We start from the raw sequence: 26,430 nt of genomic DNA on the forward strand, positions 1-26,430 counted from the left end.
TTCATATTTCTATATTTAAGATTCACCTAAAAATCAACCATATGGGCATCAAAAGTTTTCAAGGCGCACGGGAGACCGTAAAAAAAGAATATTCCACCCCTATCATGGTAGAGGATTATATGACCAAAAAACTGGTCACCTTTAAACCGGAACAATCAATTCTAGAGGTAATGGAGCAGTTTACCAAATACAATATCTCAGGGGGGCCGGTTTTGGATGACAACAACTTTTTAGTGGGAATTATATCTGAGGCCGATTGTATGAAAACCATTTCCGAAAGTCGCTATTTCAATATGCCCATACTGGATAAAAACGTGGAGAAGTACATGACCAAGAATGTGGAGACCATCCCACATGATATTAGTATTTTTGATGCTGCCGGAATTTTCCACAAAAATAACCGTCGTAGATTGCCTGTTTTGAAGAATGGTATTCTCGTTGGGCAGATCAGTCGTAAGGATATAGTGATTGCAGCGCTGAAATTATCTGGCCAAAACTGGAAATAATTGTCTGCATACCCGATACGATTTTTTGTTCCCTATGGTGTCTTAGAGTTTTCTGAGGCTACATCAGTGGGAGACCTATTTATTATTCCCTTTTAACGATCATATAATAATCATTGTCCAAGGGTAAGTAGCCCAAATCGTACACAAAAAAGTAAACAGTACCTTTTTGTGTGGTATAAAGGTGTGTGAAATATTCAAAATCAAAACCTTTATCCAATAATTTGGTTTTGGTGGTCTTGGTCTTGCCATTCTGCAGGGTGAAGCTTTCCAGTATCCTGTAGTTTTTACGAAGTCGGTTGTTGATGTTGCGGATAAGATTCTTACTGTCCTTGTTCAACCGGTTGTTATAGGCATTGCGGCAGTAGTCCGAACAGAATTTCTTATCTACCCGCCCAATTATCTTTTCCCCACATTCGGGACATTTTTTCTCCATGGTCAGTGGTTGTTTCCGTATTTGGAATTAAGATACTGAAATTCTGTCGATTATCGTCTTAATACGTATTGGTCATATGGCTGTCTACACAAATAATGAAGTCGGCCAGTCCTTTGTGCTCCGGTGATAGTTTATCTATGAAGTCTTGGGACACCGTGGAAATGGTAGCATACGCATTTGCTGGGGCCAATTTTTTCAGATACCATAAAATGCCCTCATAATTATTGGAATGGTAGGCACCATTGAAGTGAAGAAACTGTTGCCCGGGCGTGTAATTCTCCAGAATAAAATGGGCCATGGTTGCATCCTTTATGGCTTGGGCCTTGACCAATTCTGGTGTTCCATGATCTCCCATCATACGTAGTATATTTTGATAACCTGGTAACTCCGGATCAAAAATTATGGGCAAGGGAGCAATCCAAGCTTTTTCATTTGTGGTAAGACTATCCAAAGCTTCAAAACCTTTTTTGTATACCATGGATGCATATCGTCTTGGAATATTGGTAGCAATAAATGGTATTTTCTTGTCCTTGGCAAAATTGACCAAGGGAGCATAATCGGTGGTATAATTGGGCCATAGTCGGACCAATGTATCCAACCCTTTTCGATCAATACTACCCTTCAAATAATCGTCCAGCGGTTTTTGGTTATCGGCTTCAAACATCTCAGCTCCTAAGGTCAAAGGCTTTTTAAGGGCCAGATCTGCTGTTACCTCATATTGGAGCCAATGTGCAATGGCATTGTTGTGCTGTTCACCAAATAGAATGATATCCTTGGTAGAAAGCACCTTGACCATTTTGGTATAGGATATTTTTTTTCCCTTACTGTTGAATATGGTATAGGCGGGCTTGTCTTGTGCTTGGGCTATGTTGAACACAAACAAAAAAAGGAAGGCTAAGAAAATTTTTCTCATACAGAGCTAAACAGATTTGTTCTGGGAATCAGAAGATTTTGCGGTCCTTACATTCAAGATCAACCTTTAAAATTTATTTCGTTGTGGGTGCCGTCACAATAGGGTTTGTTGCTGGAGGCGCCACACCTACAAAAAGCGGTAGTCCTTTTTTTTATTTCCTCATTTCCGGATTGGTCTATGACCTTTAATGTTCCATGGACCAATAGCGGGCCATTTTCCTTAACTTCTACTTTGGTTTCCATACTTTCTTCTTTGGCTGTGTCCGTTTCCTTTTTTCCATCCTCGTTCATATAATAACTCAATGCCCCAGATGGACACTTGGATATCTGATCTTTCAATTCTTGGGTAGTTGCATTATGCGGTATGATCCATGGCTTTTCCTTTGGTTTGTAAACCTCAGGCAGGGAATGAATACATTCCTCGGAGTGGATACACGCTTTAGGCTTCCATACCACGGTAAGCTCTCCATTGGTATACTCTTTTGTGATTTCCTTTTCCATGTACGCAGCTTTTTCCCTTTTAAATTTAGTAAAATTTATTCGTAATCTGGCGGATAGGTGGGGATTGGTTTATTGGATTCATATAAAATAGGGCACCCTTCTCTCGAAAGATATTCTAGTTTAAACAAATACATTTGAGAGCTCGTCATTTAAGGATATACCAAAACAGGTCTATCGTTTTCACAGATGACCCCACTGGGCTCGGCAGGAATGGAACAATCAGATTGTAGGCCCCATTTCTCATTATATACTTTTTCTGCCGATTCATGTTCTGTTACGAGTGCCAGAAAATGGGTGGTATCAATAGCTGTGGAATAGGCGATATAACCATATGGTCCTCCACAAGGCTTGCTGCCGTAGGAAGTAAATCGCCATTCATCGGCATTGACGCATTTGGCGCTGTTAGCAATTTCATTGATTCGGGAAAGCATTTTTATCAGCTCCTGGTTTTCCTCTTCTTGGGAATTGGTGTCCTGGCTTACCGAGCAGGAAAGCAGGGAAATGGCAAGGCCCAAAAGGAAGGTAACGAACATATTTCTGTCCATAATTTAGTTTTATAGGATAGGTGCTACAATATGGAGAAGGTTGCGTTTAGATCTATATTTTCTAATATGAAAGTGCATTTCTGGAATAATTTAAATTGGGCAGATTGGTTGGAAACGCTGACGGTATGAGTCAATAATTTATCCGATTGAAATTTTAATCTTTTTTACCTTAGCGGTACAACCATAAATGAAATTATTATGAGAAGTCTTCTTTGGCTAGTAGCCGTTATTTGTATCGTTATTTGGCTTTTGGGTTTATTAGGTGTAATCCCAGGGTTAGCAACCGGTAGTTTAGTTCATATTCTTCTGGTAATCGCCGTTGTTGTGATATTATACAATATTATTTCGGGACGCAAACCCCTATAAATACTTGGGGTCATGTGGTTGGTCAAGATTCGGATTGATGGAATGACGAGAATGCTTGGCTTATCTGAAGTATGTTTAAAAAAGGGTGACCATGGACTTTTTGGCCATAGTCACCCTTCATGGTTTTATACCCTACTATGTAGTTGTTATTGGGCCAGTAATTCCATTAAAACTTGCTTGTAAACAGCAACAGGTTGCGCTCCCGTCAAGGCGCTGGTGTTGTTGAATACCATGGTTGGTACCGATGATACTCCTACACTTTGCCAATAAGCCTCCTTACTCTGTACTTCATAGCGGGCTTCGTCATTATCCAATTTTGCCATAGCCTGTTCGGCATCCAGGCCTATGCTTTTTAATTCTTCCAGTAGTACCTTCCTGTCCGATACATCCTTTCGTTCACTGAAGTAAGCGGTTACCAAGCGCATTTTAAGATCTGTTTGCTTCCCCCGCTCTTTGGCGAAATCCAATAAAACGTGGGCGTCTCTGGTATTGACAATTTTCATGTACTCAAAATAATCAAAAGTGAAACCCAACTGGGCACCTACTTCGGCCATATGATCTTGAGAGCGTTTCCAATCTTCTGGGGTGGATCCATATTTATTGGCAATATGTTCCTGGACATTTTCGCCTTCTGGCGGCATGTGTGGATTCAGTTCAAAGGGTTGCCATTCCAATTCAATCTGATCTTGGATACCCATTTCTTGGATAGCCTGCTCCAAACGTTTGTAACCAATGGCGCACCATGGGCAAACAACATCCGAAACAATATCAATTTTTATTTTAACTGCCATAACTGTATTTCACTATTTCGCTGATTTGTATTTCACCCTGAACATTGGTATAGTTGGGTACATCTGCAGCAAATTTCTTTGCATAGGGTCCAAATGAAGCCTGAAAAGACTCCAAAGATTCAAAACTCAGATGTGCCATGGCGATGTATGGAGCAGCCTCGGAAGGAGTTTTTCCTGCCAATCCAAGATTAAATTCCAATCCTTTCAGAGCATCTCCCAAAGATTGTGCAATCATGGGTAGATGGGTGTTCTTATAATAGTCTGTGTCGAATTTTGCTTCTACACTATTCGGATACATAACAGATACTTTTATCATACTATTAATTTTATGCCTGTTCAACAAGGCTGGTGAATAGATTAAAATTAAAATACGCTTTCCATAGGAACTATACAAAGCGCATTTAATATTAACCGAAATGAGGGATTGGAAATATTATTTTTTCCAAGCAAATTTTTCAAATGGTTTGTCCACCGGAGTTTGTGCAATATGGTTTACATAGTTGCTCATTACCTTTTGGGATACACCCAAGATAATTTCCAATAGCTGTCTCTGCTCATATCCGGCAGCATAGAAGGCTTTTATGTCTTTTTCAGAAATATTTCCACGATCACGTACAATGGACAATGTGGTTTCGTGCAGGGTTTGAAGTTTTTCGCTAGGCATTTTCGTCTTGTTTCTCAGAGCATCTGTAATGGCCTCATCAACTTTCATCATATGTGCTATTCCTGTATGTGCAGGAACACAATAATGACATGCGTGTTCTACATTGATGGTCTGCCATACCACAGTGAGCTCGTCATTGTCAAAAGATGAATTTTGAAACAAATCATGTAGTTTTTGATAAGCTTCCAGCATTCCAGGAGCTTCTGCCATTACACCGTGCAGGTTTGGGATCATTCCGAATGATTTCATGGAATTTTCCAATAAAGGCTTGCTATTTGCTGGTGCGGATTCAATGTCATGAATTTTAAATGTGCTCATAGTTATCATAAATTTTAAATGTTAATATGTGCCTAAGCGTATGCTTAGGTTTTGAGTAATTTTTTTTAAATGTTTAGAAAAACAGTCTCAATAGAGTCTTCTAGCTGTTTATCATTGAACATTTTTGAGGCTACGGATAGGCCCAAGATGGAGTTCATCAAAAAGTTGGCCTGTCTTTCAATGGTCTCAGCGTTCTTGTTTCTATCCTGTTTTAGGTTATTGACAAATAGGCTTTTGATATTGTCAGCGAATTTTTTTAATTCACTCATTACAAGGGGATCTGCATCTTTTCCCAGCTCATTTACCGTATTGGTCACCATGCAACCTTTACTGAGATCATCTTCTTTGGCAAATTCCAAGAAGTCTTTGAAGTATTGTTTGATACCCTCAACCCCATTTTGGGATTTTTCCAATTTGTCGGTGATGCCCTGTATTTTTTTGTTGTAAGCTTTTATACTTTGAAGAAAAACACCTTGTTTGCTTCCAAAACTGGCATAGATAGAAAATTGGTTAATGCCCATTTCCTTTTCCAACATACGTATGGAAGTGTTTTCATACCCATTTCGCCAGAAGAGGTGCATGGCCTTTTCTAAAACTTCCTGTTCTATATATTGCTTTTTTCTGGCCATGATTTCTTAACTACACCACAAAACTAAGCAAATGCTTAGAAACAAAAGAACAATTAAGAATACTTTAATAGTTGGACTCACGGATCGTTATGCTTTTTAGGAATTCATAGTCCTTCTTTAGCGGTCAGAATTTCTTTTGGACCATCCTATGCGGTTGCAGGGACGAACTGATAATAATTTCAAAATCGATTACCCCCAATACCAATTCTTCATCCGTGATAACTTCAACCTTCCAGAGCCCTGGCTTTACATTGTTCTTATAGGTATAGCCGCGATAACCACCATCTCTACCGCCGGTAATATCATAACCTATATCCTCTACAATTTCCCATGTTTCTGTATTGGGGTTGTACCACTGCCATCGGTGTATGATAGATTTTTCCAAGGCTGTTGGTGCAAAGATGGAAGAAAACACGTAGACATTATCCTGTGGGTCGTGAATGTATTTGAGCCTGTGTTTTCTCCAAAACACATACCATTCGTCCGTTTCGTAACTGACAATATATTTGTTGTTCCTTAATTTTATATCGTGCGCAACAACGCCCGCATCCATGGCCAGTGGTACGGGCGGGATGAGCCTCAGAAAGTAAAATGCATTGATCAGCAAATAAATAGATAATATAACGCCAACAAGTTTTACAATCCTTATTTCTGCCCGCGTACTGGGACTTGCACCGTATATGAAAATAATTAGCGCCAAGGTGCACCCAAGACTCACCAGACCTGAAATAATAAAGATCCTAGTGTTCATTTCACTGATGAAGACAGGAATGATAAAACTGAAAAAGGTAAAGCTTATAAAAAAGTATACACTAAACTGTAAGTACTTGTTCGAAATTCTTTTTTTAAGTAATTCATTCGCAAAGAATATAACGAGGAGAATGATAAAAAAGGAGATGGTCTTGGAGAGAGAAACACTTCTGGAAAAGTAGATGACATAGGCGCTGGAGAGTCCACCAAAGAAAAACTGTATGGCCAATGGGAGGTACATTTCATACCGGCCCAATTTGGTGTTTTTCCACCTGCCATCGTCCACCAAATTATAGAGGTATAGGGAAACGGTCAGTGCTGTCATATATAGACAGAGCACAATGAGGTCGTACAAGCGATCTATGCGCCCAAGGGTCAGGGAATCAAAAATAAACCCTGCGATAAAAAAGATGACGGGAGCATATTTCTCATGCCTCCCAAGAAATCTTCGGAACGCACTATTCTTAAACCTGTCCAATGCTCTTTTCATATGCTATTTTACAACAATGCCATTAGTAGTACGTCCCTAGGGGGGAGGTACCATTAAATTCCCTTTTAGCCCAAGGAAAATTACGCTTTGCTGTAGATTGGATTGATCCTAAACGTTTTAATTATGCTTGTATGCAATCCTTGATATAAGGATTGGTTCATTACCAATCACATTATGAATCCCCACATGTAACGGGATGGATTTTTTACTCCACTTGCAAGGGAGTGTCATAGTGTTGGGACTTTCCGAAAAACCCTTCCTTATTGATGGAAATCTTCTCTTCCCGGTTTATTTCATACCCCTCAATAGTTGTACTTTTCCCATTATCAATGACCTCCTTTACCGAAAACTGATAAGCCTTTCGAATCACATGGGTAGGATAGAATTGGGATTCAATATACGTGTAACTCTCAATAAAATCACCTCGCGTTATTTCAAGAAAATCAATCAGCTCCCCTTTTTTGGTATAGTTCACAAGATAAGAGTCATACCAGCTACTTGTATTCGTAAAGCCAATAATTAAGGTATGGAAGTTGGGCGATAGCGCCACAGTTCCTACCACCGTAGTGGTAATGTCTTTGTTATTCGCATAAAAATTTTTCACATTGTCCAGTGCTAGGATATGGAAAAACGCTTTGGTAATGTTGAAGGTATAATTTAGTTCAGGGTCGGGCGCTGCTATATTCTTGGCGAATTTGCGAATTCCCAGGTCTAAAAGGAACTTTTCAGCATCGTTGGGATTTTTAACTTGGAGAGCGAATTTTTTTGGGGCTATCTGATTTTTTTGATTTTTTGGTGCCAGGATTGCCCTTTCAGATAAGATTTCTTTGTCTCCCTTAAAAATGCTCAGTGTAGCAGGAGGGGAATCTGAGGTTCCCAAAGTTATTATGGAACATACATAGGTGTATGGGCCGTTGGAAAACTCATATCGGTGATTGCCACCACTTCCATCATGGATTACTTTTCCATTGGAAAGTATTAGATCTGGTGCCACATTCATGTTTTTTTCTATGGGCCAAGAAGCATATCTGAATTTATGATTGCCTAAATCATCAATCCGTATTCTGAATTTTTTAGTTTCCAATACAACAATTGGCTGCTTAAATTCTTTTAGACTGGGATGTACATAGGCTTTTGTTATTGCAACTAGCCTTGCCTTTTTTTGTTGTTCTGATTGGGACTGGTAATTCACGGCAATTAATGTCCCGTCATAATCCAACCAAAGCATCCCATTTTTTAACATGATGCCTCTCCAACCCATAGCTGACCAATCTGTAGCTGGGTTCGACCCAGAAATTAATTCAATAAGGTTGTCATCAAAAATTTCACGGTACCGCTCCAGAAATTCCCTTTCATTTCTTATGTCAGGAATTGGGGAGTCTCTTTTAAGTGGGAAGGAAACTTGGGTGGACAATTTTTCCTTCTTTTGGTTTTTAATATTATCTATGAATGTTTGTACGATCTCCTGATAATCTTCTCTTAAATGTTGCTCCCCTTTTTCAATTGATTTATCGTCCAGTTCAATTATTTCCTCACCGGTTTCCTGCAATGTGGAACTTGTATTGTCTCCAGAGCCTTTTTTGTTGCCAGAACATGCTATAAGGAACGAAGCTATGAAAACCATTAATAATGATGTGCGCGTGCAGTTTCGAATTAGGTTGAAGGCTCTTGGTTCCCTTTTAAAAGTTGGGCCGTAATTCATTTCCAATGCGGATACAGGATTGCATCTTAGATAATTTTTCATAAAAAAAGAACGAAGATCCCGCTCGGCTATTGTTTAAAAATTTTTTGATTTGAAGTGAATCTGCTGAATAGGTGGTTTTAGATACTGTTGGGAGAACAACTATTCTTTGGAAGGTCTACCCAAATAATAATACCTCACCCCTTCGGAGTTGGGACTTAAAAACTGGAACAGTTTGAGCCTTACCAATGGTCTATTGTAATCCTTTTTGCCATAATACTCCAAGAACCTTTTAGCGATCAGGGCATCATTGAGTTTCCCATGATTGACTTCCAGGTCTTGATCGGATAAAAAGGGTTCGGGAAAACCTTTACGATGATGCTGTTTTTGTAGCTTGGCCCTTCCTTGCATAGAAATTCCATTTTTATTTTTTAGAGTGCTTATATTTTTCAAAGCGCCATGGAGGTCGTAACTGATATTGAATTCCTTCCTGTTCTCTTGCTGTATTTTCCTTAGAAGCCTTCTATAGGATTTATGATCAGCATGTGCTATGATGCCTTTTTCAATAAGGTGATCTTGAAACTCGTAAAGGACCCGTTCCAGTTCTTGAAAATAATCGGGATTTTCTTTTGCCAACTCTTTTTCATATAAGGTCTCATAACTATGGTTGCTCACTTTACAGGATATGTTGAGGGAGATTAAGGTAAAGCATATTCCGAAAAGAATGTATTGTTTTTTCATCGTGCAGCAATGAGTTGTTGAAGTTCCCACTAGTTGTTTAGGACCCCAAGAAATTAATTAGTTCCAAGTTCGTTTTTGAACCGTCAATATTGATATACTCTAAACGCACAAATCCATATGTCTCATTGAAGTATGCCCTTAGCTGGGTTTCTCCAATACTACTGGTTGCAATGGCTTCAATTACGTAACAATCCAATGGTCCCAATTTAACATTCAGGGTTTTGTAATCAACGATCTCATATTGATATTCATTTTGAATCGTGCCCTTCCATAGTTTCCACCTTCCATCTGCCCAATAATCTCCGATTTTCAATGACCATGTCCATTTTGTGCCTATCTGATAAGGTGCTTTAATATAGGGAAAGGGATTAAGTTCCAATATTTCGAAATAATTGTCACGAGGGGGGTGCATCCAAATGTTGCCTTCATTTTCAATTACCCCGGAGGAACTTCGTATAGAACCAACATAATCGCCTTGTGTGGGATATGTATATGCTATGATGGTTTGATTGTAATCAGGAAAGCGTTTGCCGAAGCCTTGTAGTCCTTTTTCTACCGTAATATTTACTTGCTTTATGGTGTTTTTGTTAAAATCCCTTACCGGAATAAAATTCCAATGGGCCAGACTATCGATATATTCTATATAGCGTTGCTCATTGTTTTTGTCGATATGTTCAAATTTATAATGGAACGAAACTCCCTCTCTAAAAATGACATTGTTCTTGTTGTATCGACTGTCATCAATATTTGTTGAATCAAATACTTCTACGACTATACCATCCTCCTCTAATTCCAATTTGTAATCTTGAGCGATCTCCATATTCCTTTGAGCAAAAGAATGTGAAGTGATTGCAACCATTATGATGAGAGTTATTCTTTTCACGGATAGTTAAATTATTTAATTTCAATTGGTTGTCAGGTGTGGATTATGGTAAAACCACTTGTTCAATAACTCAGGATGTTGGTGTCAAAACATAAGTTGCAACTTGCAATTCTGTAGTGATTTTCTTTACGTTTTAGTTACAATATGAAACTGGTAATAATTAGTAAAGTTTAAGGAATTTATAAATAGTTGAATTATGAATAGTTATGTGCCAACACTCCTATTAGGGCAATTAACCCAAAGACAACATAAACGCCAACCATGATTATGGTCAGGATTCCCCAAAATTTATAGAGGGACTTTAGGTTGCCAAGGGCCCCATTCAAATCCTCATTATTTTTTGTGGTGATGGCCAATTTTAACTTTTGAGAAAATTTGAATAAATATAAAGTCGGGAAAAAATAAAGAAGTCCCAATACTCCATAGATTAATCCAACCATGATTCCCATCCCCGAGGATATGGGGTTTATTTGTTCCCCTGGCATGATAGACAACATGGAGCCAGCGAAAAATGCCATAATAAATATGAGGCCTGTGAAAATAAAACCAATGACTGATAGGAACTTGGCCCACTTACCGGTTTCTGTTAAGTAGTTGATTGCAGTCCCTGTTATGCTTAGATGGGTTTTTAGGTTAGCTGGGTTTGTTGATTGATTGTTTTGTTCTTCCATAATTTAGTTTATATTCTTTAAATATAGAAAATAATACCAAAAGTGTATGGTGTGGTAGGTAAAAAGTGTTAAATGAATACAACCGACTACAAACGTTTGTAAACGAAAGTAACTATTTCCAAACCGAGTGCAGGGGAATAAGGGTGGTAGGTTTGTGGTGTCGAAACATAGGAACTCGATAGTATGAACTGTTAAACCATTAAAATTAGTATTATGAACGCACTTAGAAACAGAGTACAGTTGATTGGAAACTTGGGGAACGACCCAGAAATTGTGAACATGGAGAGCGGGACCAAACTCGCAAAATTTTCCATCGCCACCAACGAAATCTATAAGAACACCAAAGGGGAAAAGGTTACCGATACCCAATGGCATAATGTGGTCGCCTGGGGCAAAACCGCAGAAATAATAGAAAAATACCTCGTAAAGGGCAATGAAGTGGCCATTGAAGGGAAACTGACGTCCCGCACCTATGAGACCAAGGAAGGGGAGAAGCGGTATGTTACCGAAATCAAATGCAACGAGCTTCTGATGTTGGGCAAATAGAACCCCAATAAAACGAAAAGCCCCACTGGCAACTACTGCTTGTGGGGCTTTTTCTTTGGTAAAGGTCGGTCAATTATTCGTCTTTGCCTCCATCTCGGTTCGGAGATCGCGGTTCGGGCCATGTTCTTTGTTCCCCGGTTCTCGGATTCGTATGCAGCACCGCCTTTTCACGGGAAGTTTTCTCTGGGTCCTCGCTGGCCATATAAGCAAGTATAGCGGTAAGGATAGCGTTGTTCCTAACATCATCGAACACGATCTTATCGTAGGTATCCAAATTGGTATGCCAGGTATAATCAAAATAGCTCCAGTTCAAAGAACTCAAAGAAAACGCCGGTGCTCCTGCCGCTACAAAAGAAGCGTAATCAGACCCTCCGCCCCCAGGGGTACCCGGGAAGGTGGTTTCAATATGTTTGGTGATAGATTCCGGGGCGGCCTCCAGCCAACGGCCCATATAGTCATAGGCGTTCAAAAATCCCTGTCCGGAAATACGAACAACCCTTCCCGTTCCATTGTCCTGGTTGAACAACGCCTGTAATCCTTCTACTACTTCGGGACGGTCTTCTACAAAGGCTCGGGACCCGTTCAGTCCCTGTTCCTCACTGCCCCAATGCCCCACAATAATGGTGCGTTTAGGGTTGGGATAAATCTTTTTTAAGATTCTTGCCGCTTCCATCATGGTAATGGTACCTGTTCCATTGTCTGTAGCTCCAGTTGCCCCGTCCCATGAATCAAAATGGGCAGAAAGAACGATATACTCATTGGGCAATTCTGTACCAGGGATGGTTGCGATGGTATTAAAGGTGGGTACGGTGCCCAATTCCTCTGATTCTGCCACGACCTTAATAATCGGCTGTTCCCCATGCTCTACCATGCGGTACAATAGGCCATAGTCTTCCAACGTTAGATCTACTACCGGGATGTTTTTGGTGTTGGCGCCAAATATTTTATTGGCCCCAAATCCTTCTGACCAGCGTGATTGGATTATGCCCAATGCCCCAGCAGCCTCCAAGGCCTTGTTGATGTTTCTGGTGGTGTATCCTGTTTTTTTGATACGCTCCCTCCATGCTTCGGTTTGGGCTGCCCGGTCCTTTTTCATTTTTTCAAAGGATTCTTCCGTGGCATATTCCTTCCAATTATAATCGGGTCTTCCGGTTGGTTCCATCATGGACACCATTACAAATTTGCCCTTAACATTGGGCAACCATTTTTGGAACGCCAAGGAGTCGGCCACATCCGGGATGATGACCATGCCGGCAGTGATCCCTTTTTTTGATGTGCCTGGGCTCCAGGCCAATTGCATCCCGCTAAGGCTAACAACCCTTGGAGATACCAAATCTACATGGGTAATACCACGTTCCCATCCACGCCATTGTCCCCATTTCTCATTGGTGGCGGTGATACCCCATTTCGCATAGGTGTCCACAGCCCAATCGTGGGCTTTTTTCATTTGTGGGGTACCTACAAGTCGAGGTCCTATAACATCCATCAGCTCGTGGGCCAATGGCTCCAATTGAGAATTTTCATGGGCCTCTTTAACTATTTTATCTACTATTTCTTGGGTGGTCTGTGCAAAGGCAATGATGCCATGTAGCATAAAGAGTGCTACGAGGAATGGTAAACTTTTTTTCATGGATATGGTTTCGTTATATGTTCAATTCACTAAGATAGTAATTTAGTTTTCTAGATGTAACCAATAAATTTCTATGGGGCTATATGGAAGTGTATGGTAGGGTTTTGAGCCGTTCGGTTGTTACATGATTAGAAGCACGATCTAGATAGGTCTATAGAATTAAATTAATTTTTTGATATGAAACAGATTCAGACATGTATTGCCATAGGATTGTTTATAGGATCTTTTACCGCCTATGCACAAAATGAAGAGGTTAGTGAAGAAAAGAAACTATCCTATTATGAGCAAAGGGCACAGGAGGATGCCAAATACGAACAAGAATTGAGAACAGATAATGAAGAAGAAGCCGAGGAATTTTGGGAAGACCAACAAGCCTATGAGAAGGACCTTAAAAAAAGGGACAAAAAAGCTTATAAAGCCTATATGAAGGGTAAAAGGGATGCCTATGAGGAGCATGCGGAGCATTGCCATCACCATCATCATAGTACTCACTTCTACTATTATGCCGACCATTATTACAGTTCTCCAAGGTATTATAGGAGTTCCCCTAGAAGGAGTACTATTAGCACCGGCGTCCGCGTAGGTACCCCAAGAGTGCGATTGGGAATTGGATTGTAACGAAAAAGGAAAGAAATAAAAACACCGCCAATCGGCGGTGTTTTTTGCATTTATGCGGCCCGATCTTTGGATAGATCAAAACAAGGACAGCGTTTGCACCTTTTATCCTCGGACTTTTTGTATTTATCACAACATTTGGACTTGCAACCTTTTGGTGCTAAGGCTTTAAGTAGCGCTTTCTGCTCCTTTTTAAGCGCTTTTTTGCGTTTTTTCTCTTCCTTTTCGGCCTTACTTTTTCCCAACCTATCTTTGTTTGAAGATGAGCGGCAAAATTAGTTATTTTGAATCAATCCAAATAAGCCCCCGTGTTAAAGTTTTGCCTTTTAAAAGCGAAGGGTAACCCCCATGGTTCCGGGGCCAAAATTTAGATCCCAGCTGACGTCCTTGGTTTGGTCATTGTATTTCTCATCGTACTTGGCATCTAAATAACGATCTATGGATTCTACAGTAAAAATACTGATGGCCACACTGATGGCTACATCACTAAGCCAGTGCTGTCCATCCCATATCCTGGAAATTCCGGGGATAAGTCCCACTGAATAGATTCCGGCCTTGATCCAAGGGCTCTTAAATTGTTTGGCTATGGCATAGGCATTTGTAAATGCCAAGGTGGTATGGCCCGAGGGAAAAGAATGAAAATTTCTACTTGGATTGAAGGGGTCAAAAGTATCCTTCCCCAGATCGGCGACCGGCCTAGCCCTACCTACTGCCGATTTAAGCACTTGCTGAAGGAGTCCGGACGAGGAAGCCGAAGCGATCAATAACACTCCGGTCCTTCTCAGTTTCTCGTTTTTAAGTGCCAAGCCAGTAAGGTAAACCCCTGCGGTGGCCATATAGTTGTTTTCTGGGTTGCCATAGAATTCCCCATATTCCCTTATTAGCTTGGGAACACCCTCCTGTTGGTTTCTAATAAATCTGGAAGTATTGTCATCAATGGCATAGAGCGCACCTGTTCCGGCGATAACAGCACCAAAAGTAAGGAACTGTTGGCCTTGCCAATGTAGTGGCCTTGTATAGGAATGCCCCATACTTTTAAATACATTACCTAGGTCATAGGTGAACATGTTCCACCTTTTGTCATGGGAAATGGTATCCTTTTCTTGACCAATGGTGTGGAGAGAAGAAAGGAATAGGAGTAGCATTAAAATTTGCTTCATAGCTTCGAACAATTTTTTATTTCAAAAATACAGTTCTTTTGCTACACGAAAGGTATTGGCATGAGCTTCAATTATGGTTTTGAGGTCCGGGGAGTATCCACCTCCCATGGAACACTGTATTGGAATATGGTATTTTTTGCATGTTTCCAGAACAAACCGGTCCCTTTTTTTACAACCCTCAACAGTTACGGCCAAGGTGCCCAATTTGTCGGTTGCAAGGATGTCAACGCCGCAGAGGTAAAAGACAAATTCGGGTTTAACCTCGTTGATCAATTTCGGGAGGGTGTCTTTCAAAATGGAAAGGTATTCCGTATCCGTTGTTCCCTTATTCAGGGCAATGTCCAGGTCCGATTTTTCTTTCCGGAAAGGATAGTTCCCTGATCCATGCATGGAAAATGTAAATACTGAGGGGTCGTCCTGAAAAATTTCCGCTGTGCCATTGCCCTGGTGCACGTCCAAATCTACAATCAGTATTTTTTTTGCCAATCCTTTTGCCTGAAGATAACGGGCCCCTATGGCCTGATCATTGAGCATACAAAATGCTTCACCACGATCCGTATAGGCATGATGTGTTCCCCCGGCAATATTCATCGCAATTCCGTGGTCCATGGCAAACTCGCACCCTTTCATAGTACCGTCGGCAATGATCCGTTCCCGTAAGACCAGATCTTCGTTCAGGGGAAATCCTATTTTCCGTGCCTCCCTGGGTGGGATCTTCATATTGAGGAGGTCATAGAAGTAATCGGGTTCGTGAACCGCCACAATATATTTGTCATTGGGGATATCGGGCTCAAAAAAATCTGTAGCATCACAAGTGCCCTCCATGATTAGCTGTTGTGGCAAAAGCTCATACTTCTCCATAGGAAACCTATGACCTTTGGGAAGTGGATGGGTATAAATGGGATGATGGGCTATTTTGAACATCGACTAGGATTGGGATCTCATGATATTATTATTTGTGAAGGGCCAATTGTATTCGTTTTCTGGGTACATCCACTTCCAATACCTTTACGATCACCTGTTGATGAAGGCTTACATGTTCGTTGACATCCTTCACAAAAGTATCCGACAGGTTGGAGATATGGATCAGGCCACTTTCTTTGATACCTACATCTACGAAGCAACCAAAATTGGTGATATTGTTGACGATTCCAGGCAACAATTGTCCTTCCCTTAAATCGGTTATGGTTTTGATATTCTGGTTGAAGGTGAATACTTTGGCCTTTTCACGTAGATCGAGCCCTGGTTTTTCCAACTCCTGAATGATATCCTCAAGGGTCGGAAGCCCTATGGTATCCGTGGTATATGCGTTGAGATCTATGGTCTGTAATTCCTTTTTATTGCCTATTAGGTCCGATATGGCAATCCCCTTGTCCTTGGTCATTTGCTGTACAATACCATAGCTTTCAGGGTGAACCGCTGAATCGTCCAAGGGGTTTTTGGCGTTCTTGATACGGAGGAAGGCAGCTCCCTGTTCAAAGGCTTTTTCTCCCAATCGGGGTACTTTTTTTATGGCCGCCCTACTGGCAAATGGGCCATTTTCATTTCTATAGGCAACAATGTTTTCGGCCAATTTTGGCCCAATCCCGGATACGTAGCTCAAAAGGGAGGTACTGGCGGTATTGATATTTACGCCCACAAAATTCACGCAACTTTCCACCACGGTATCCAAGGAGTTTTTAAGCTTGGTCTGGTCCACATCGTGTTGGTACTGTCCAACTCCAATAGATTTGGCATCTATCTTTACCAATTCTGCCAAGGGATCTGCCAATCGTCTGCCAATGGAAACCGCCCCACGGACGGTAACATCGTAATTGGGAAATTCATCCCTGGCAATTTTAGAGGCAGAATAAATGGACGCCCCCGCTTCACTGACCACAAAAACCTCTATTGGGTTTTTGAACTGGATACGTTTGATCAGTTGCTCTGTTTCCCTGGAAGCAGTACCGTTACCAATGGCGATGGCCTCAATCTTATAGGCGTCTGTTAGGGAGCTGATTTTTTTTATGGCCCCAGAGGTGTCATTCTGCGGTGCGTGAGGGTAGATAGTCTCATTGTGTTCCAGATCGCCCTGGGCACTAAGGCAAACCACCTTACAACCCGTTCTAAAGCCTGGGTCAATGGCAAGAATCCGTTTCTCTCCAAGTGGGGAGCCCAATAATAGTTGTTTTAAATTTTTGGAGAACACGCTGATGGCCGCCTCATCTGCTTTTTCCTTGGCAGCTTTTAGGGTCTCATTGGAAAGTGATGGCAACAATAGTCTTTTATAGGCATCTTGGACGGCCACTTTAATTTGTTCCGAACATGAATTGTCCGATTTGATAATGCGGTCCTCAATCTTGGAGATGGCCTTTTCGTCATCAATTTCAATTTTGACACGGATGAACCCTTCGTTTTCAGCCCTAAGAATGGCGAGAAGGCGGTGGGAGGGACACCTGCCGAGGGATTCGCTCCAATCAAAATAGTCCCTGAATTTTTGTGCCTTTTCGTCGTCTTTCTTGGTGCCGATCACCTTAGTGGTAATCTGGGCAAATTTTTCCAATTGATGGCGGATCTGGTTCCTGATGTCCATACGCTCGTTGATCCATTCGGAAATAATATGTCGGGCACCTTCCAGGGCATCATCTTCATTGGGAACATCATCGGATACGTATTGGGAGGCGATGTGATCTATTTCATCCGAATTTTGGGCCATGATTATTTTGGCCAAAGGCTCCAGGCCATTTTTTCTAGCTGTTTCAGCTTTGGTCTTACGACTTTTTTTGAAAGGAAGGTACATGTCCTCCAACGTAACAAGATCTTCTGAGGACGCTATGGATTTTTTTAGTTCGGGGGTTAAAACCTCCTGTTCCTCCAAGGCTTTCAAAATGGCGACCTTGCGCTTTTCCAGGGCCTCAAATTGGGCCTTAAAGGTGACAATTTCCCCTATCTGCACCTCGTCCAGATTTCCGGTTCTTTCCTTTCGGTAGCGGGAGATAAAGGGTACCGTACAATCCTCATTCAGGAGTGCAACTGTATTTTCAATGCTTTTTGTAGGTAGTTGGGTGTGTTTGGCGATATAGGGTATCAGTAGCATAGTAGTTTACTTAATTATGTAGGTCCATATACTCTTTGCTGAGCAAGCGGATTGATGTTATTAAATGATGCGGCAATATAATAAGCGATGGTTAAAAAACGGGAATGTTAGCAAAAATTTAGGATGATTTCTTATTGATGCTTTTATAAGCGGAAAGACCTCTCGACTCCGCTCGAGGGGACATCCTCAACGTTTATGCTTTAAAGTTTATCAATTCAAGCCATTCGACCATAACAAACCTGAACTTCAATTAGTTTTGTCAGGTCGAGCGGAGTCGAGACCTCTTTAATGGTTGTTAATTACGAAGGAAGGGATAAAAATTAATTTATCGTTTCCCCATTACCAACCCCATCCGTGTCCGGATTGACGAAAACGAGCTTCCCATCAGTATCCTCGGTCATCAGGATCATACCTTCACTGTCCACACCCCTTAAAGCCCTTGGAGCCAAATTGACCAAAACAGTTACTTTTTTACCAATAATCTGCTCGGGGGAAAAGCTTTCTGCTATCCCAGAAACAATGGTGCGGACATCCAATCCGGTATCAACTTTCAAGACCAACAATTTTTTGGCCTTGGGCATTTTTTCTGCTTCTATGATGGTCCCCACACGCATATCCAATTTTGTGAAATCGTCAAAAGTGATTATATCTTTTTGTGGTGTTACTGCTTTGTTCATCTGCTCGTTCGCTTTTTTGGTAGCTTCCAATTTATCCAATTGCTTTTGTATGGTATCGTCTTCTATCTTACTAAATAATAATGCTGCTTGGTTGATTTGGTGTCCGGCTGGCAACAGATCCCTTTTTGATGCCACATCATTCCATTTTAAACCGCCGTCCAGGGCCAGCATATCTTTTAGTTTGGATGCTGTAAATGGCAAGAATGGCTCGCTTAAAATTGAAAGTGCAGAAGCAATCTGAAGGGCAACGTACATAATTGTTTTAACCCTTTCCTCATCTTGTTTGACTACTTTCCATGGTTCCTCATCTGCCAAATATTTGTTCCCCAAACGTGCTAGGTTCATCAATTCCTGACTGGCCTCGCGGAAGCGGTAGCGTTCAATGGAATTGGATAGGATGGTAGGGTATTTTTGAAGTTCGGCCAAGGTTTCCTTGTCCACTTCCGAATAGGTAGATGGACTTGGTACTGCGCCGTGGTAATATTTATTGGTCAAGACCACAACGCGATTGATGAAATTTCCTAAAATGGCCACCAACTCGTTATTGTTTTTCGCTTGAAGATCTTTCCAGGTAAAATCGTTGTCCTTGGTTTCAGGTGCATTGGCAGTAAGCGTATATCTCAATACGTCCTGCATATCCGGAAAGTCCACCAGATATTCATGCAACCATACGGCCCAATTTTTGGAAGTGGAAAGTTTGTTGCCCTCCAAATTCAAAAATTCGTTCGCCGGAACATTTTCTGGTAGGATATAATCCCCATGTGCCTTTAGCATGGATGGGAAAATAATGCAATGGAAAACAATGTTGTCCTTTCCAATAAAATGGACCATTTTGGTATCCTTTGCTTTCCAATAAGGTTCCCAATCCTTGCCTTCTTTAGCGGCCCATTCCTTGGTAGACGAAATATAACCTATAGGGGCATCAAACCAAACATAGAGTACCTTGCCTTCCCCACCTTCAACAGGAACTGGGATACCCCAATCCAAATCACGGGTGACGGCCCTAGGTTTCAATCCGTCATCGATCCAAGATTTGCACTGCCCATAAACATTGGGCTTCCAATCGCCCTTATGGCCTTCCAAAATCCATTGTTTAAGGAAATCCTCATATCTGTCCAAAGGTAAAAACCAGTGTTTGGTCTCCTTTAAGGTGGGGACTCCACCCGATATCGTGGATTTGGGATTGATGAGGTCTGTGGCGTTCAAGGTAGAGCCGCAATTCTCACATTGGTCGCCGTAAGCCTCTTCATGGCCGCATTTGGGACATGTTCCCGTGACAAACCGGTCTGCCAAAAACTGTTTGGCCTCTGCATCGTATAATTGTTCCGTGACCTCTTCTATAAAGTCACCTTTTTTGTATAATGTCTTAAAGAATTCGGATGCCGTTTCATGATGGACTTTTGCCGATGTTCTGGAGTAATTGTCAAAAGAGATCCCAAAATCTTCAAAGGATTGCTTGATGATCCCGTGATATTTATCGATGACCTGTTGAGGGGAGACCCCTTCTTTTTTGGCCTTCATGGAAATGGCAACCCCGTGCTCGTCACTGCCACAAACAAAGGCAACGTCTTTTCCGGTTAAACGAAGGTAACGGGAATAAATATCCGCAGGTACGTAAACTCCTGCCAAATGGCCAATATGGATGGGCCCGTTGGTATAGGGAAGAGCTGCGGTAATGGTATATCTAGCTGGACTTTCTTGATTCTGAGACATCAAATATGAATTTGGGCACAAAAATAAAGATTTTTGTGAGGGTGCAACCTACAATGACCCAAAAAAGAAAGGCCTCCGACCAGCTATTGTTACCTTGGACAGAACACTAGATGGCAGAAGGCCTTCACCATAAGTAGGTTGTTTATACGACCACGACAGATTTACTCATTTTTTGGTCTTGTACCTGTATTCTATAAATGTACTTTCCAGTGGCCAACGGAAGGGTCATCCGTTCACGAATGTTTATTTCGGTAGATCCTTCCATCATCATTTCATTGAATACCGTACCAAGGTTTTGACCTAGTATGTTATATAACTGTATATCCACATGGGCACTGAAAGGCATTTCAAGATAAATATGCGGTGCTTCCTTTGTTGGATAAAAAGGTTTGTGCACAATAGCATTCATCAATGCCGGGGGTGGGTTTTCGCCTATTGGTGTTGGTGGGGTTGGGTCCCCATCGCTATAGGTGATATCCGGAAAATCTACACCGCTACAATTAAATCCAAGGTTTACCGGGGCATAGGGGTGGTCCAATAAATGTTGTTCCACCAAGGGGATAGGTACGCACAACCATTCGGCCAAAACGGTGGCATAAAGGTCCCTAAAGTCCATGGTATATTCCAAATTCCCTCTTCCATCAGGGTTGTTCAAGGTAGGGTGGTCCCCTACAAAGGCACTGCCATTAAGGCCAGATCCAAAAAATAGGGTAGGGGCTGCTTTTCCGTGATCCGTACCGTTGGACCCATTTTCGAATATTCTTCTTCCGAACTCGGAGAAGGTCATGCTCAATACTTTATTATCTTGTTGTGTAAAGCCCAGATCGTCGTAGAAATTGTCGATGGCAACGGATAGGTTGGTCATCAGACGTTCATGTGCCAAAGGTTGGTTCCCGTGGGTATCAAACCCCCCCATGGAGATCATATATACCTTGGTGCCCAGATTTCCTTTGATCAAACGGGCCAAAAGGGCCATCTGTCTTGCAAAGCCGTTGTTCTGGTATTCTACCTGATTCTGTCCCCTTTCGTATGCTGCATGGATCTTACCTGAATATTCATAGGTGGTATTGGCAACTCCCCTAAGGAATTTCAATTGGTCCCCGTACATGCAATTGTTAAAAAGTGCACTGTCCAAACTATATTGCTGTCCTGTTTCCGCAATTTGTTCCAATTGATCGATGTTGTTAGTAACAAAAGCATAATTGGTCTCTTCCCCTTGGAATACCAAGCTTCCGAACTGTCCAATTTGAATGGCAGCCGGAGCTTCCGGCGGGTTTACCAGATAATCAGGATATATGTTTTCGAAATGTCTTCCCATCCAACCGGTATTCAGCCCACTAAAACCAGTAGTCGTCAAATCGGTATTGGCAAAAATATCGGAGCCCGTAAAATGGGAGAGGCTTTGCCCCTCATAGCCTACACCGTGAACGGCCTTGAACTGCCCGTCTCCCCACATAGGCTCCAGCGACTTCATATAGGAGGGTACTCCAAATTCATCGGTAAGTTTTAGGATCTTGCTTTCGGGGATATAGATATTGGGCCTAGCGTTGGCATAGGCGTCGTATTGCTCAATGGGGATCACCGTACTTAGCCCATCGTTACCTCCGGACAACCTGATAAGGATCAGAATATTGTCCGTTTCCGCCATATTGATGGCAGCGGTCAAGGGTGAAGGGGCCGAAGCGGTCAAGAAATTACTTCCCAACATCATGGATCCGGATCCTGCAATTCCCAGGGCCTGTAAAAAGGAACGTCTGCTCCAGAATTTGTGTTCCTGGTCGTGACCGTCTTTGTCATTATGGTGGTTGATGGGGATATGGATATTATTGCACATGGTCGTAGGTGTTATTTTAGTTGGAATTCAGGTTGTCTAGCAAGATGCTGTAAAAGGAGGTATACTTGAAAGGGCACTTCCGGACTTATGTCCAACATCCAAAGCCCCAACCCTCCATCTATATAATCCGAACCATAGTATTCTTGGGGAACATCCTCTATGGTAAAGGATGATAATGCATTATTGAAATCGGCTTCGGTCAATAAACCTTTTGGTGTCAATTTGTTCACTATGGCCTCTACCACAATCCTAGGGTTGCTCGTCCCCCTATTGCCTGGACCAACAGCATCCATGGCAAAAGTTCTAAACTGTTCGGCATTATAGCCATAGAAACCGTCTAGCATAAACTCCAATGAAAGCCATCTGCCAATCATAAAATTGGTATTGATCCAAGTTCTGTTCCGTTGCCAACCTGCAACGTCCACAGGATCAAAAAGTTCTTGGCTCAGCATCCTGGTGGTGTCAATAATTTGGCTCATCACGCTATCGTCATAGAAGAAACCTGTCTCCTTCAACAAATTCAGGAAGAGGTCATAGGGACTCTTTATGATAACACCAATAGCTTCATTGTCAAAAAAATGCTGACTTTTGAACAATTGTGACAATACGGGCGCAATCTCAAAATTATTGGAGATCATGGTTGCGGCCAAACCGTCTATAATAGTCTGTGCATTGCCCTCATCATCCTTGGAATCTGGGTGCACAAAGAATTCATACAATTTTCTGCAGATAAATTCCGCTATTTCGTTCGGCCTTTGCTGGAACAGGATATCGATGACGTCGTCATATCCCCAATTTCCCGTTTGGCCCAATATAGTTTTGCTACCGGTATCGTGTTTGGTGGGGTCAAAGGTAACCTGGGTACAACCAATTTCTCCCCTTTCCACATAACCTGTTAATGCCCTCGCTGTTTCTATGATATCCTGTTCCGTATAGCCATTGCCCTCGCCGAGGGAAAAAAGTTCGTATAGTTCACGGGCATAATTTTCATTGGGACGGTTGTTATTGTTGTAAACACCATCCAAATAGTAAAGCATGGCACCGGTAAGTCCAATCTCATGAACAAAGGTTTTAAAGTTGCCTATAGCGTTGCGCTGTAGGCAGTCCGTATAGTAATACAGGAAAGAATTACATTCGTACACATCCAATTCCGTCACAAAATGGTTGCTCCAAAAAAAGCTGAGACGGTCCCTAAGGTTATTGTTGATCAAGCCATTGGAATATGCCAATTTCCATTCCCCTGTTTGAGAATTTTGTAGTGCCCTCCTGGCATCGTCATCCTCCGGATAGTTGCTGTTGTTCCAATCTGCCCAAGTAGGTGCTGCCAAAGGAGGCATGCCAAGGGCCTCATTGATCAAATTGTCAACTAGGGCCGTTGCGGATTGGCCTACCGCCTGATCTATGGTCTGAACGGACGCACTAAAACCCAGTCTACGGTACAGGTGGGCAGCCTTTGTTTTATCCAAAGGGGTAGTGTAAGTCGCTAAACTAGAGGTGTTGCAATTAATAAAGAATTCCATGGTGGTTGGGGCGTTGTTATCTAAGTTCATAGTTTTGGGGATACTAATAAACGTAAAAATATCAGTGTATCGTATTAATAGTCAGCTAAATTCGATGATTTTCTAACTAAATTACGATCTTGATAACAGATTGGCCGACCAGATACCTGTTTTTTCGACCAACTGCGTTTAATTTTAGGATATATAGAATATAATATGGGGAATCACAATGAGTTTGGCAGGTTGGGAGAGCAAATTGCAGCCGATTATCTTGCGAAACAGGGTTATCATATCAAAGAGAGGAATTATAGATATTTGAAAGCAGAAATAGATATTGTTGCCTTAAAAGGGGACGACTTGGCCATTATTGAGGTAAAATCAAGGAGCACCAACTTCATTGCCCATATTGCTGATACGGTTACGGAAAAAAAGAAAAAGCTATTGGTAATGGCCGCGGATCATTATGTGGTACATCATAATTTGGACGTTTCGGTACGCTTCGATATCATAACTATCTTTAAGGAACAAGGGAAATTCAAATTGGAGCATCTTGAAGATGCCTTTTATCATTTTTAAAGGGTAATGAAGATACCCAAATGACTCATATTGAGAATATCACAAAATACATGACTATATTTTGCTATAATCTCCTTTTGATGCGAAATTTAAGCCAAAATGCTTAAAACAATGATATTAAGGTTGTTGCAATTGTTTTATTTGTAACAAATTGTTATATTTGCAAACGCAACCAAACTTTTGTCAACAAATGAAAACAATTTCATCCGTCGTAGAAGAGTATATCAAAAAGAAACCCTTCCTTCAAAGTGCCCTGGCCCAGGGTATTATCAATCTCACATCCCTTTCTAGGTTGGTAAGACCAGAAATAGAGGAAGAATTGGGAAAGGATATCCGAAATGGTGCTATTGTAATGGCCTTGAAAAGGCTATCCGATGATTTGGAATTTAGGGCGACCCATAAAATAATAAAGGTGCTCAAGAATATAGGGGAAATCACGGTGCGATCTTCCTTGACGGATTTTACTTTTTTGGTTTCAGAATCGATCCTCGACAACCAGACCCAGTTGATCAAAGAGGTCAATAAGAACAAGGATGTGTTTTATACTTCTTCCCGTGGTGTCAATGAAATGAACATTGTGGTGAGTGATCTATTGGACGCTACCGTGGAGGAACTTTTTAAAAATGAAAAATGCACCCAGAAGGCAACAAATTTATCTTCCATTACGGTTAAATTACCGGCCGAGAACGTTTCCGTACCTGGTATCTATTACTTTATTTTCCAGCGTTTGGCATGGGAGGGCATTGTACTGTTCGAGGTCATTTCCACAACCAATGAGTTTACCATTATAGTAAACGACGAACAGGTAGACACTGCTTTTAGAACCATCAAGGATCTAAAGGCGCTCTAAACTTTGGACTCGGAGTTATTTGTTTAAAAAGGTAAGCAACTCTTCCAAGCCAGCGGGTTTGGCGCTGATTCTCTTTTGGGCATCCAGAACAAAATAAGTGGGGGTCTGATGAACATCATATAGGGTAACATATTCATTATCCCATTTTCCAAGTCCAAGGACATGGTGGAATCCTATTAATTTTGACGATTCTTCTTTCCAGGTGGCATCGTTATCTTCCAAGCCTACCGCTAAGACTTGGACTGTATTATTGTCCTTCAATGCCGTGTACAATTCAGGTACTTCCTTTAAACAGTGGGAACAGGTGCTGCTCCAAAATAAAAGCACATAGTTTTGCGCTCCGCTAAGGTCACTCAGTTTTTTATCTTCGCCTTTTTCGGTCCAAAGGATTTCCGGAGCTTTGGCTCCAATTCGCAAGCGATGGTCCAGTTCAATCTTATCCGTGATCTCCTGTATTTCTTTAAGTCCGCTTGATTTGGATAAAGGAAGTAAGTAATTGTTGAATATTAGATCGGAACTGGGGCCCATTCCCTTTTTGGTAGTCTCTTTCCATAATTTTTCGAAGAGCTTTGCCTTAAAAAGAGGATCAACATCGGTTAGTTCGGTATTCAAAGTGGCTAAATTGGCCTCCATGTCGTGGTCGGTCTCAAAATTTGTTGCGCTTTGGGCCAGTGGTGTGAAGACGAAAGCCATTGCCTTATCCGTTAAAAACCCTGAGCTTTGAAGGATGGGATTATGGAAATCCAGGTGGTCAAAAAAGTGTTCTTTTTTGGATTGGATATAGCGTTCCTGAGTCTCTTGTTCCTTGGGGATGTAGGGTCTGTTGGCCTTGATGAAATGCTGTGCGATCATCCCTTCAGATTTGGTTTCAAAGGAATTCTGTGTCTCCTCCAAATCCTTCACCACGGTATTCAATACGGTCTTGTTTTTTTGCCCAGAGGTGTAATATTCATCTAATTTTTTTGCTGCGATTTTTATCTGATCAAGGTACGACAGATAGGTTCCATTTTCCTCTGAGGCCGTAAATGACACCCCATTGGATACATTGAAGGTGAGCTGGATATCCTCTTTTCCATTGTAGATCACATCAAAATAAAACTCATCCGTAGGGATGGCATAGACCATTCTGTACAAACCCGCCTCCGCAGTTTTTGGCATGACCAATTCCAAATCTCCATTTTTTACGGGACCAGCGGTAACATACTCCTGACTGCTTGGTTTTAATTGGTAGGCCATGACCCATTTAAAATCCTCAGAAGGTGAAAACGGTCCGGAAATGGTGTGTTGGGCACCTAAGTTGGTACTCAATATCAAAAAGAAAAAAAGCAGTGATCTAAACATATATTACGTAATTCAAAAACTGTTCCAAGAAC

At 41.6% G+C, this 26,430-nt stretch carries 27 protein-coding genes; 6 read left to right on the forward strand and 21 right to left on the reverse strand.

Annotation, left to right across the window (positions count from 1 at the left end):
* Positions 1 to 41: 41 nt before the first annotated feature.
* Positions 42 to 506 (forward strand): CBS domain-containing protein, encoded by a 465-nt coding sequence (locus tag WAA86_RS10020; RefSeq protein ID WP_337300866.1) that lies wholly within the window; start codon positions 42 to 44, stop codon positions 504 to 506.
* Between the two features lie 82 nt (positions 507 to 588).
* Here WAA86_RS10020 and WAA86_RS10025 read toward each other — a convergent pair whose 3' ends face one another.
* The 4 genes from WAA86_RS10025 to WAA86_RS10040 all read right to left on the reverse strand — a co-directional run bounded on the left by WAA86_RS10025 (position 589) and on the right by WAA86_RS10040 (position 2,897).
* The gene (locus WAA86_RS10025) at positions 589 to 939 is read right to left on the reverse strand and encodes a hypothetical protein (protein WP_337300867.1); all 351 of its coding nucleotides are present in this window, start codon (positions 937 to 939) and stop codon (positions 589 to 591) included.
* 58 nt (positions 940 to 997) lie between these two features.
* Complete coding sequence (locus WAA86_RS10030; RefSeq protein ID WP_337300868.1) at positions 998 to 1,852, reverse strand: ChaN family lipoprotein; 855 nt, start codon at positions 1,850 to 1,852, stop codon at positions 998 to 1,000.
* A 59-nt stretch (positions 1,853 to 1,911) separates the two neighbouring features.
* A complete protein-coding gene (locus tag WAA86_RS10035) occupies positions 1,912 to 2,352 on the reverse strand; it encodes a (4Fe-4S)-binding protein (protein ID WP_337300869.1) in 441 nt (146 codons plus the stop codon).
* A gap of 149 nt (positions 2,353 to 2,501) precedes the next feature.
* Entirely contained in the window at positions 2,502 to 2,897 is a 396-nt protein-coding gene (locus tag WAA86_RS10040; protein ID WP_337300870.1) for a hypothetical protein, read from the reverse strand.
* A 198-nt stretch (positions 2,898 to 3,095) separates the two neighbouring features.
* Between WAA86_RS10040 and WAA86_RS10045 the strand changes: the two genes are divergently transcribed.
* Positions 3,096 to 3,263 carry a lmo0937 family membrane protein gene (locus WAA86_RS10045; RefSeq protein WP_337300871.1) on the forward strand — a complete coding sequence of 56 codons (168 nt, stop codon included), beginning with the start codon at positions 3,096 to 3,098 and terminating at the stop codon, positions 3,261 to 3,263.
* A 146-nt stretch (positions 3,264 to 3,409) separates the two neighbouring features.
* Here the strand turns inward: WAA86_RS10045 and WAA86_RS10050 are convergent, their stop codons facing one another.
* The 9 genes from WAA86_RS10050 to WAA86_RS10090 all read right to left on the reverse strand — a co-directional run bounded on the left by WAA86_RS10050 (position 3,410) and on the right by WAA86_RS10090 (position 10,881).
* On the reverse strand, positions 3,410 to 4,054 hold the full coding sequence (locus tag WAA86_RS10050; protein ID WP_337300872.1) for a DsbA family oxidoreductase: 645 nt from the start codon (positions 4,052 to 4,054) through the stop codon (positions 3,410 to 3,412).
* Positions 4,044 to 4,370: an EthD family reductase gene (locus tag WAA86_RS10055; RefSeq protein WP_337300873.1), complete on the reverse strand. Its 327-nt coding sequence runs from the start codon at positions 4,368 to 4,370 to the stop codon at positions 4,044 to 4,046. Before WAA86_RS10055 ends, WAA86_RS10050 begins: the two co-directional genes overlap by 11 nt.
* Before the next feature lie 117 nt (positions 4,371 to 4,487).
* Positions 4,488 to 5,036: a carboxymuconolactone decarboxylase family protein gene (locus tag WAA86_RS10060; RefSeq protein ID WP_337300874.1), complete on the reverse strand. Its 549-nt coding sequence runs from the start codon at positions 5,034 to 5,036 to the stop codon at positions 4,488 to 4,490.
* Between the two features lie 65 nt (positions 5,037 to 5,101).
* Positions 5,102 to 5,665 (reverse strand): TetR/AcrR family transcriptional regulator, encoded by a 564-nt coding sequence (locus tag WAA86_RS10065; protein WP_337300875.1) that lies wholly within the window; start codon positions 5,663 to 5,665, stop codon positions 5,102 to 5,104.
* 124 nt (positions 5,666 to 5,789) lie between these two features.
* The gene (locus WAA86_RS10070) at positions 5,790 to 6,905 is read right to left on the reverse strand and encodes a DUF2914 domain-containing protein (protein WP_337300876.1); all 1,116 of its coding nucleotides are present in this window, start codon (positions 6,903 to 6,905) and stop codon (positions 5,790 to 5,792) included.
* Between the two features lie 205 nt (positions 6,906 to 7,110).
* Positions 7,111 to 8,529: a hypothetical protein gene (locus WAA86_RS10075; protein WP_337300877.1), complete on the reverse strand. Its 1,419-nt coding sequence runs from the start codon at positions 8,527 to 8,529 to the stop codon at positions 7,111 to 7,113.
* Positions 8,530 to 8,748: 219 nt separating this feature from the next.
* Positions 8,749 to 9,327, reverse strand: a complete 579-nt coding sequence (locus WAA86_RS10080; RefSeq protein ID WP_337300878.1) for a hypothetical protein — start codon at positions 9,325 to 9,327, stop codon at positions 8,749 to 8,751.
* A 37-nt stretch (positions 9,328 to 9,364) separates the two neighbouring features.
* Positions 9,365 to 10,210 (reverse strand): hypothetical protein, encoded by an 846-nt coding sequence (locus tag WAA86_RS10085; protein WP_337300879.1) that lies wholly within the window; start codon positions 10,208 to 10,210, stop codon positions 9,365 to 9,367.
* A gap of 194 nt (positions 10,211 to 10,404) precedes the next feature.
* The gene (locus WAA86_RS10090; protein WP_337300880.1) at positions 10,405 to 10,881 is read right to left on the reverse strand and encodes a DUF5362 family protein; all 477 of its coding nucleotides are present in this window, start codon (positions 10,879 to 10,881) and stop codon (positions 10,405 to 10,407) included.
* A gap of 213 nt (positions 10,882 to 11,094) precedes the next feature.
* Between WAA86_RS10090 and WAA86_RS10095 the strand changes: the two genes are divergently transcribed.
* On the forward strand, positions 11,095 to 11,427 hold the full coding sequence (locus tag WAA86_RS10095) for a single-stranded DNA-binding protein (RefSeq protein WP_337300881.1): 333 nt from the start codon (positions 11,095 to 11,097) through the stop codon (positions 11,425 to 11,427).
* A gap of 73 nt (positions 11,428 to 11,500) precedes the next feature.
* On the opposite strand, the gene WAA86_RS10100 is transcribed toward WAA86_RS10095, so the two are convergent.
* On the reverse strand, positions 11,501 to 13,057 hold the full coding sequence (locus WAA86_RS10100; protein ID WP_443217581.1) for a M20/M25/M40 family metallo-hydrolase: 1,557 nt from the start codon (positions 13,055 to 13,057) through the stop codon (positions 11,501 to 11,503).
* A gap of 177 nt (positions 13,058 to 13,234) precedes the next feature.
* Here WAA86_RS10100 and WAA86_RS10105 point away from each other — a divergent pair, with 177 nt between their 5' ends.
* Positions 13,235 to 13,675, forward strand: a complete 441-nt coding sequence (locus WAA86_RS10105; RefSeq protein ID WP_337300882.1) for a hypothetical protein — start codon at positions 13,235 to 13,237, stop codon at positions 13,673 to 13,675.
* Between the two features lie 323 nt (positions 13,676 to 13,998).
* On the opposite strand, the gene WAA86_RS10110 is transcribed toward WAA86_RS10105, so the two are convergent.
* The 6 genes from WAA86_RS10110 to WAA86_RS10135 form a co-directional block, all read right to left on the reverse strand.
* On the reverse strand, positions 13,999 to 14,832 hold the full coding sequence (locus WAA86_RS10110; RefSeq protein ID WP_337300883.1) for a phosphatase PAP2 family protein: 834 nt from the start codon (positions 14,830 to 14,832) through the stop codon (positions 13,999 to 14,001).
* A gap of 21 nt (positions 14,833 to 14,853) precedes the next feature.
* Entirely contained in the window at positions 14,854 to 15,756 is a 903-nt protein-coding gene (locus tag WAA86_RS10115; RefSeq protein WP_337300884.1) for a histone deacetylase family protein, read from the reverse strand.
* A 28-nt stretch (positions 15,757 to 15,784) separates the two neighbouring features.
* Positions 15,785 to 17,908, reverse strand: coding sequence for a Tex family protein (locus WAA86_RS10120; RefSeq protein ID WP_337300885.1), 2,124 nt, complete (start codon positions 17,906 to 17,908; stop codon positions 15,785 to 15,787).
* A 320-nt stretch (positions 17,909 to 18,228) separates the two neighbouring features.
* Positions 18,229 to 20,298, reverse strand: a complete 2,070-nt coding sequence (gene metG / locus WAA86_RS10125) for a methionine--tRNA ligase (protein WP_337300886.1) — start codon at positions 20,296 to 20,298, stop codon at positions 18,229 to 18,231.
* Positions 20,299 to 20,440: 142 nt separating this feature from the next.
* Positions 20,441 to 22,132, reverse strand: a complete 1,692-nt coding sequence (locus tag WAA86_RS10130) for a DUF1501 domain-containing protein (protein ID WP_337300887.1) — start codon at positions 22,130 to 22,132, stop codon at positions 20,441 to 20,443.
* Between the two features lie 11 nt (positions 22,133 to 22,143).
* Positions 22,144 to 23,652: a DUF1800 domain-containing protein gene (locus WAA86_RS10135; protein ID WP_443217584.1), complete on the reverse strand. Its 1,509-nt coding sequence runs from the start codon at positions 23,650 to 23,652 to the stop codon at positions 22,144 to 22,146.
* Positions 23,653 to 23,847: 195 nt separating this feature from the next.
* On the opposite strand from WAA86_RS10135, the gene WAA86_RS10140 reads away from it, so the two are divergent.
* Positions 23,848 to 24,207 carry a YraN family protein gene (locus WAA86_RS10140; protein ID WP_337300889.1) on the forward strand — a complete coding sequence of 120 codons (360 nt, stop codon included), beginning with the start codon at positions 23,848 to 23,850 and terminating at the stop codon, positions 24,205 to 24,207.
* A 190-nt stretch (positions 24,208 to 24,397) separates the two neighbouring features.
* Positions 24,398 to 25,057, forward strand: a complete 660-nt coding sequence (locus WAA86_RS10145; RefSeq protein ID WP_337300890.1) for an aspartate kinase — start codon at positions 24,398 to 24,400, stop codon at positions 25,055 to 25,057.
* Positions 25,058 to 25,072: 15 nt separating this feature from the next.
* Here WAA86_RS10145 and WAA86_RS10150 read toward each other — a convergent pair whose 3' ends face one another.
* Positions 25,073 to 26,398 (reverse strand): TlpA family protein disulfide reductase, encoded by a 1,326-nt coding sequence (locus tag WAA86_RS10150; protein WP_337300891.1) that lies wholly within the window; start codon positions 26,396 to 26,398, stop codon positions 25,073 to 25,075.
* Positions 26,399 to 26,430 lie beyond the last annotated feature (32 nt).

This window comes from Sediminicola sp. 1XM1-17, assembly GCF_037203765.1.
Taxonomy (GTDB): domain Bacteria; phylum Bacteroidota; class Bacteroidia; order Flavobacteriales; family Flavobacteriaceae; genus Sediminicola.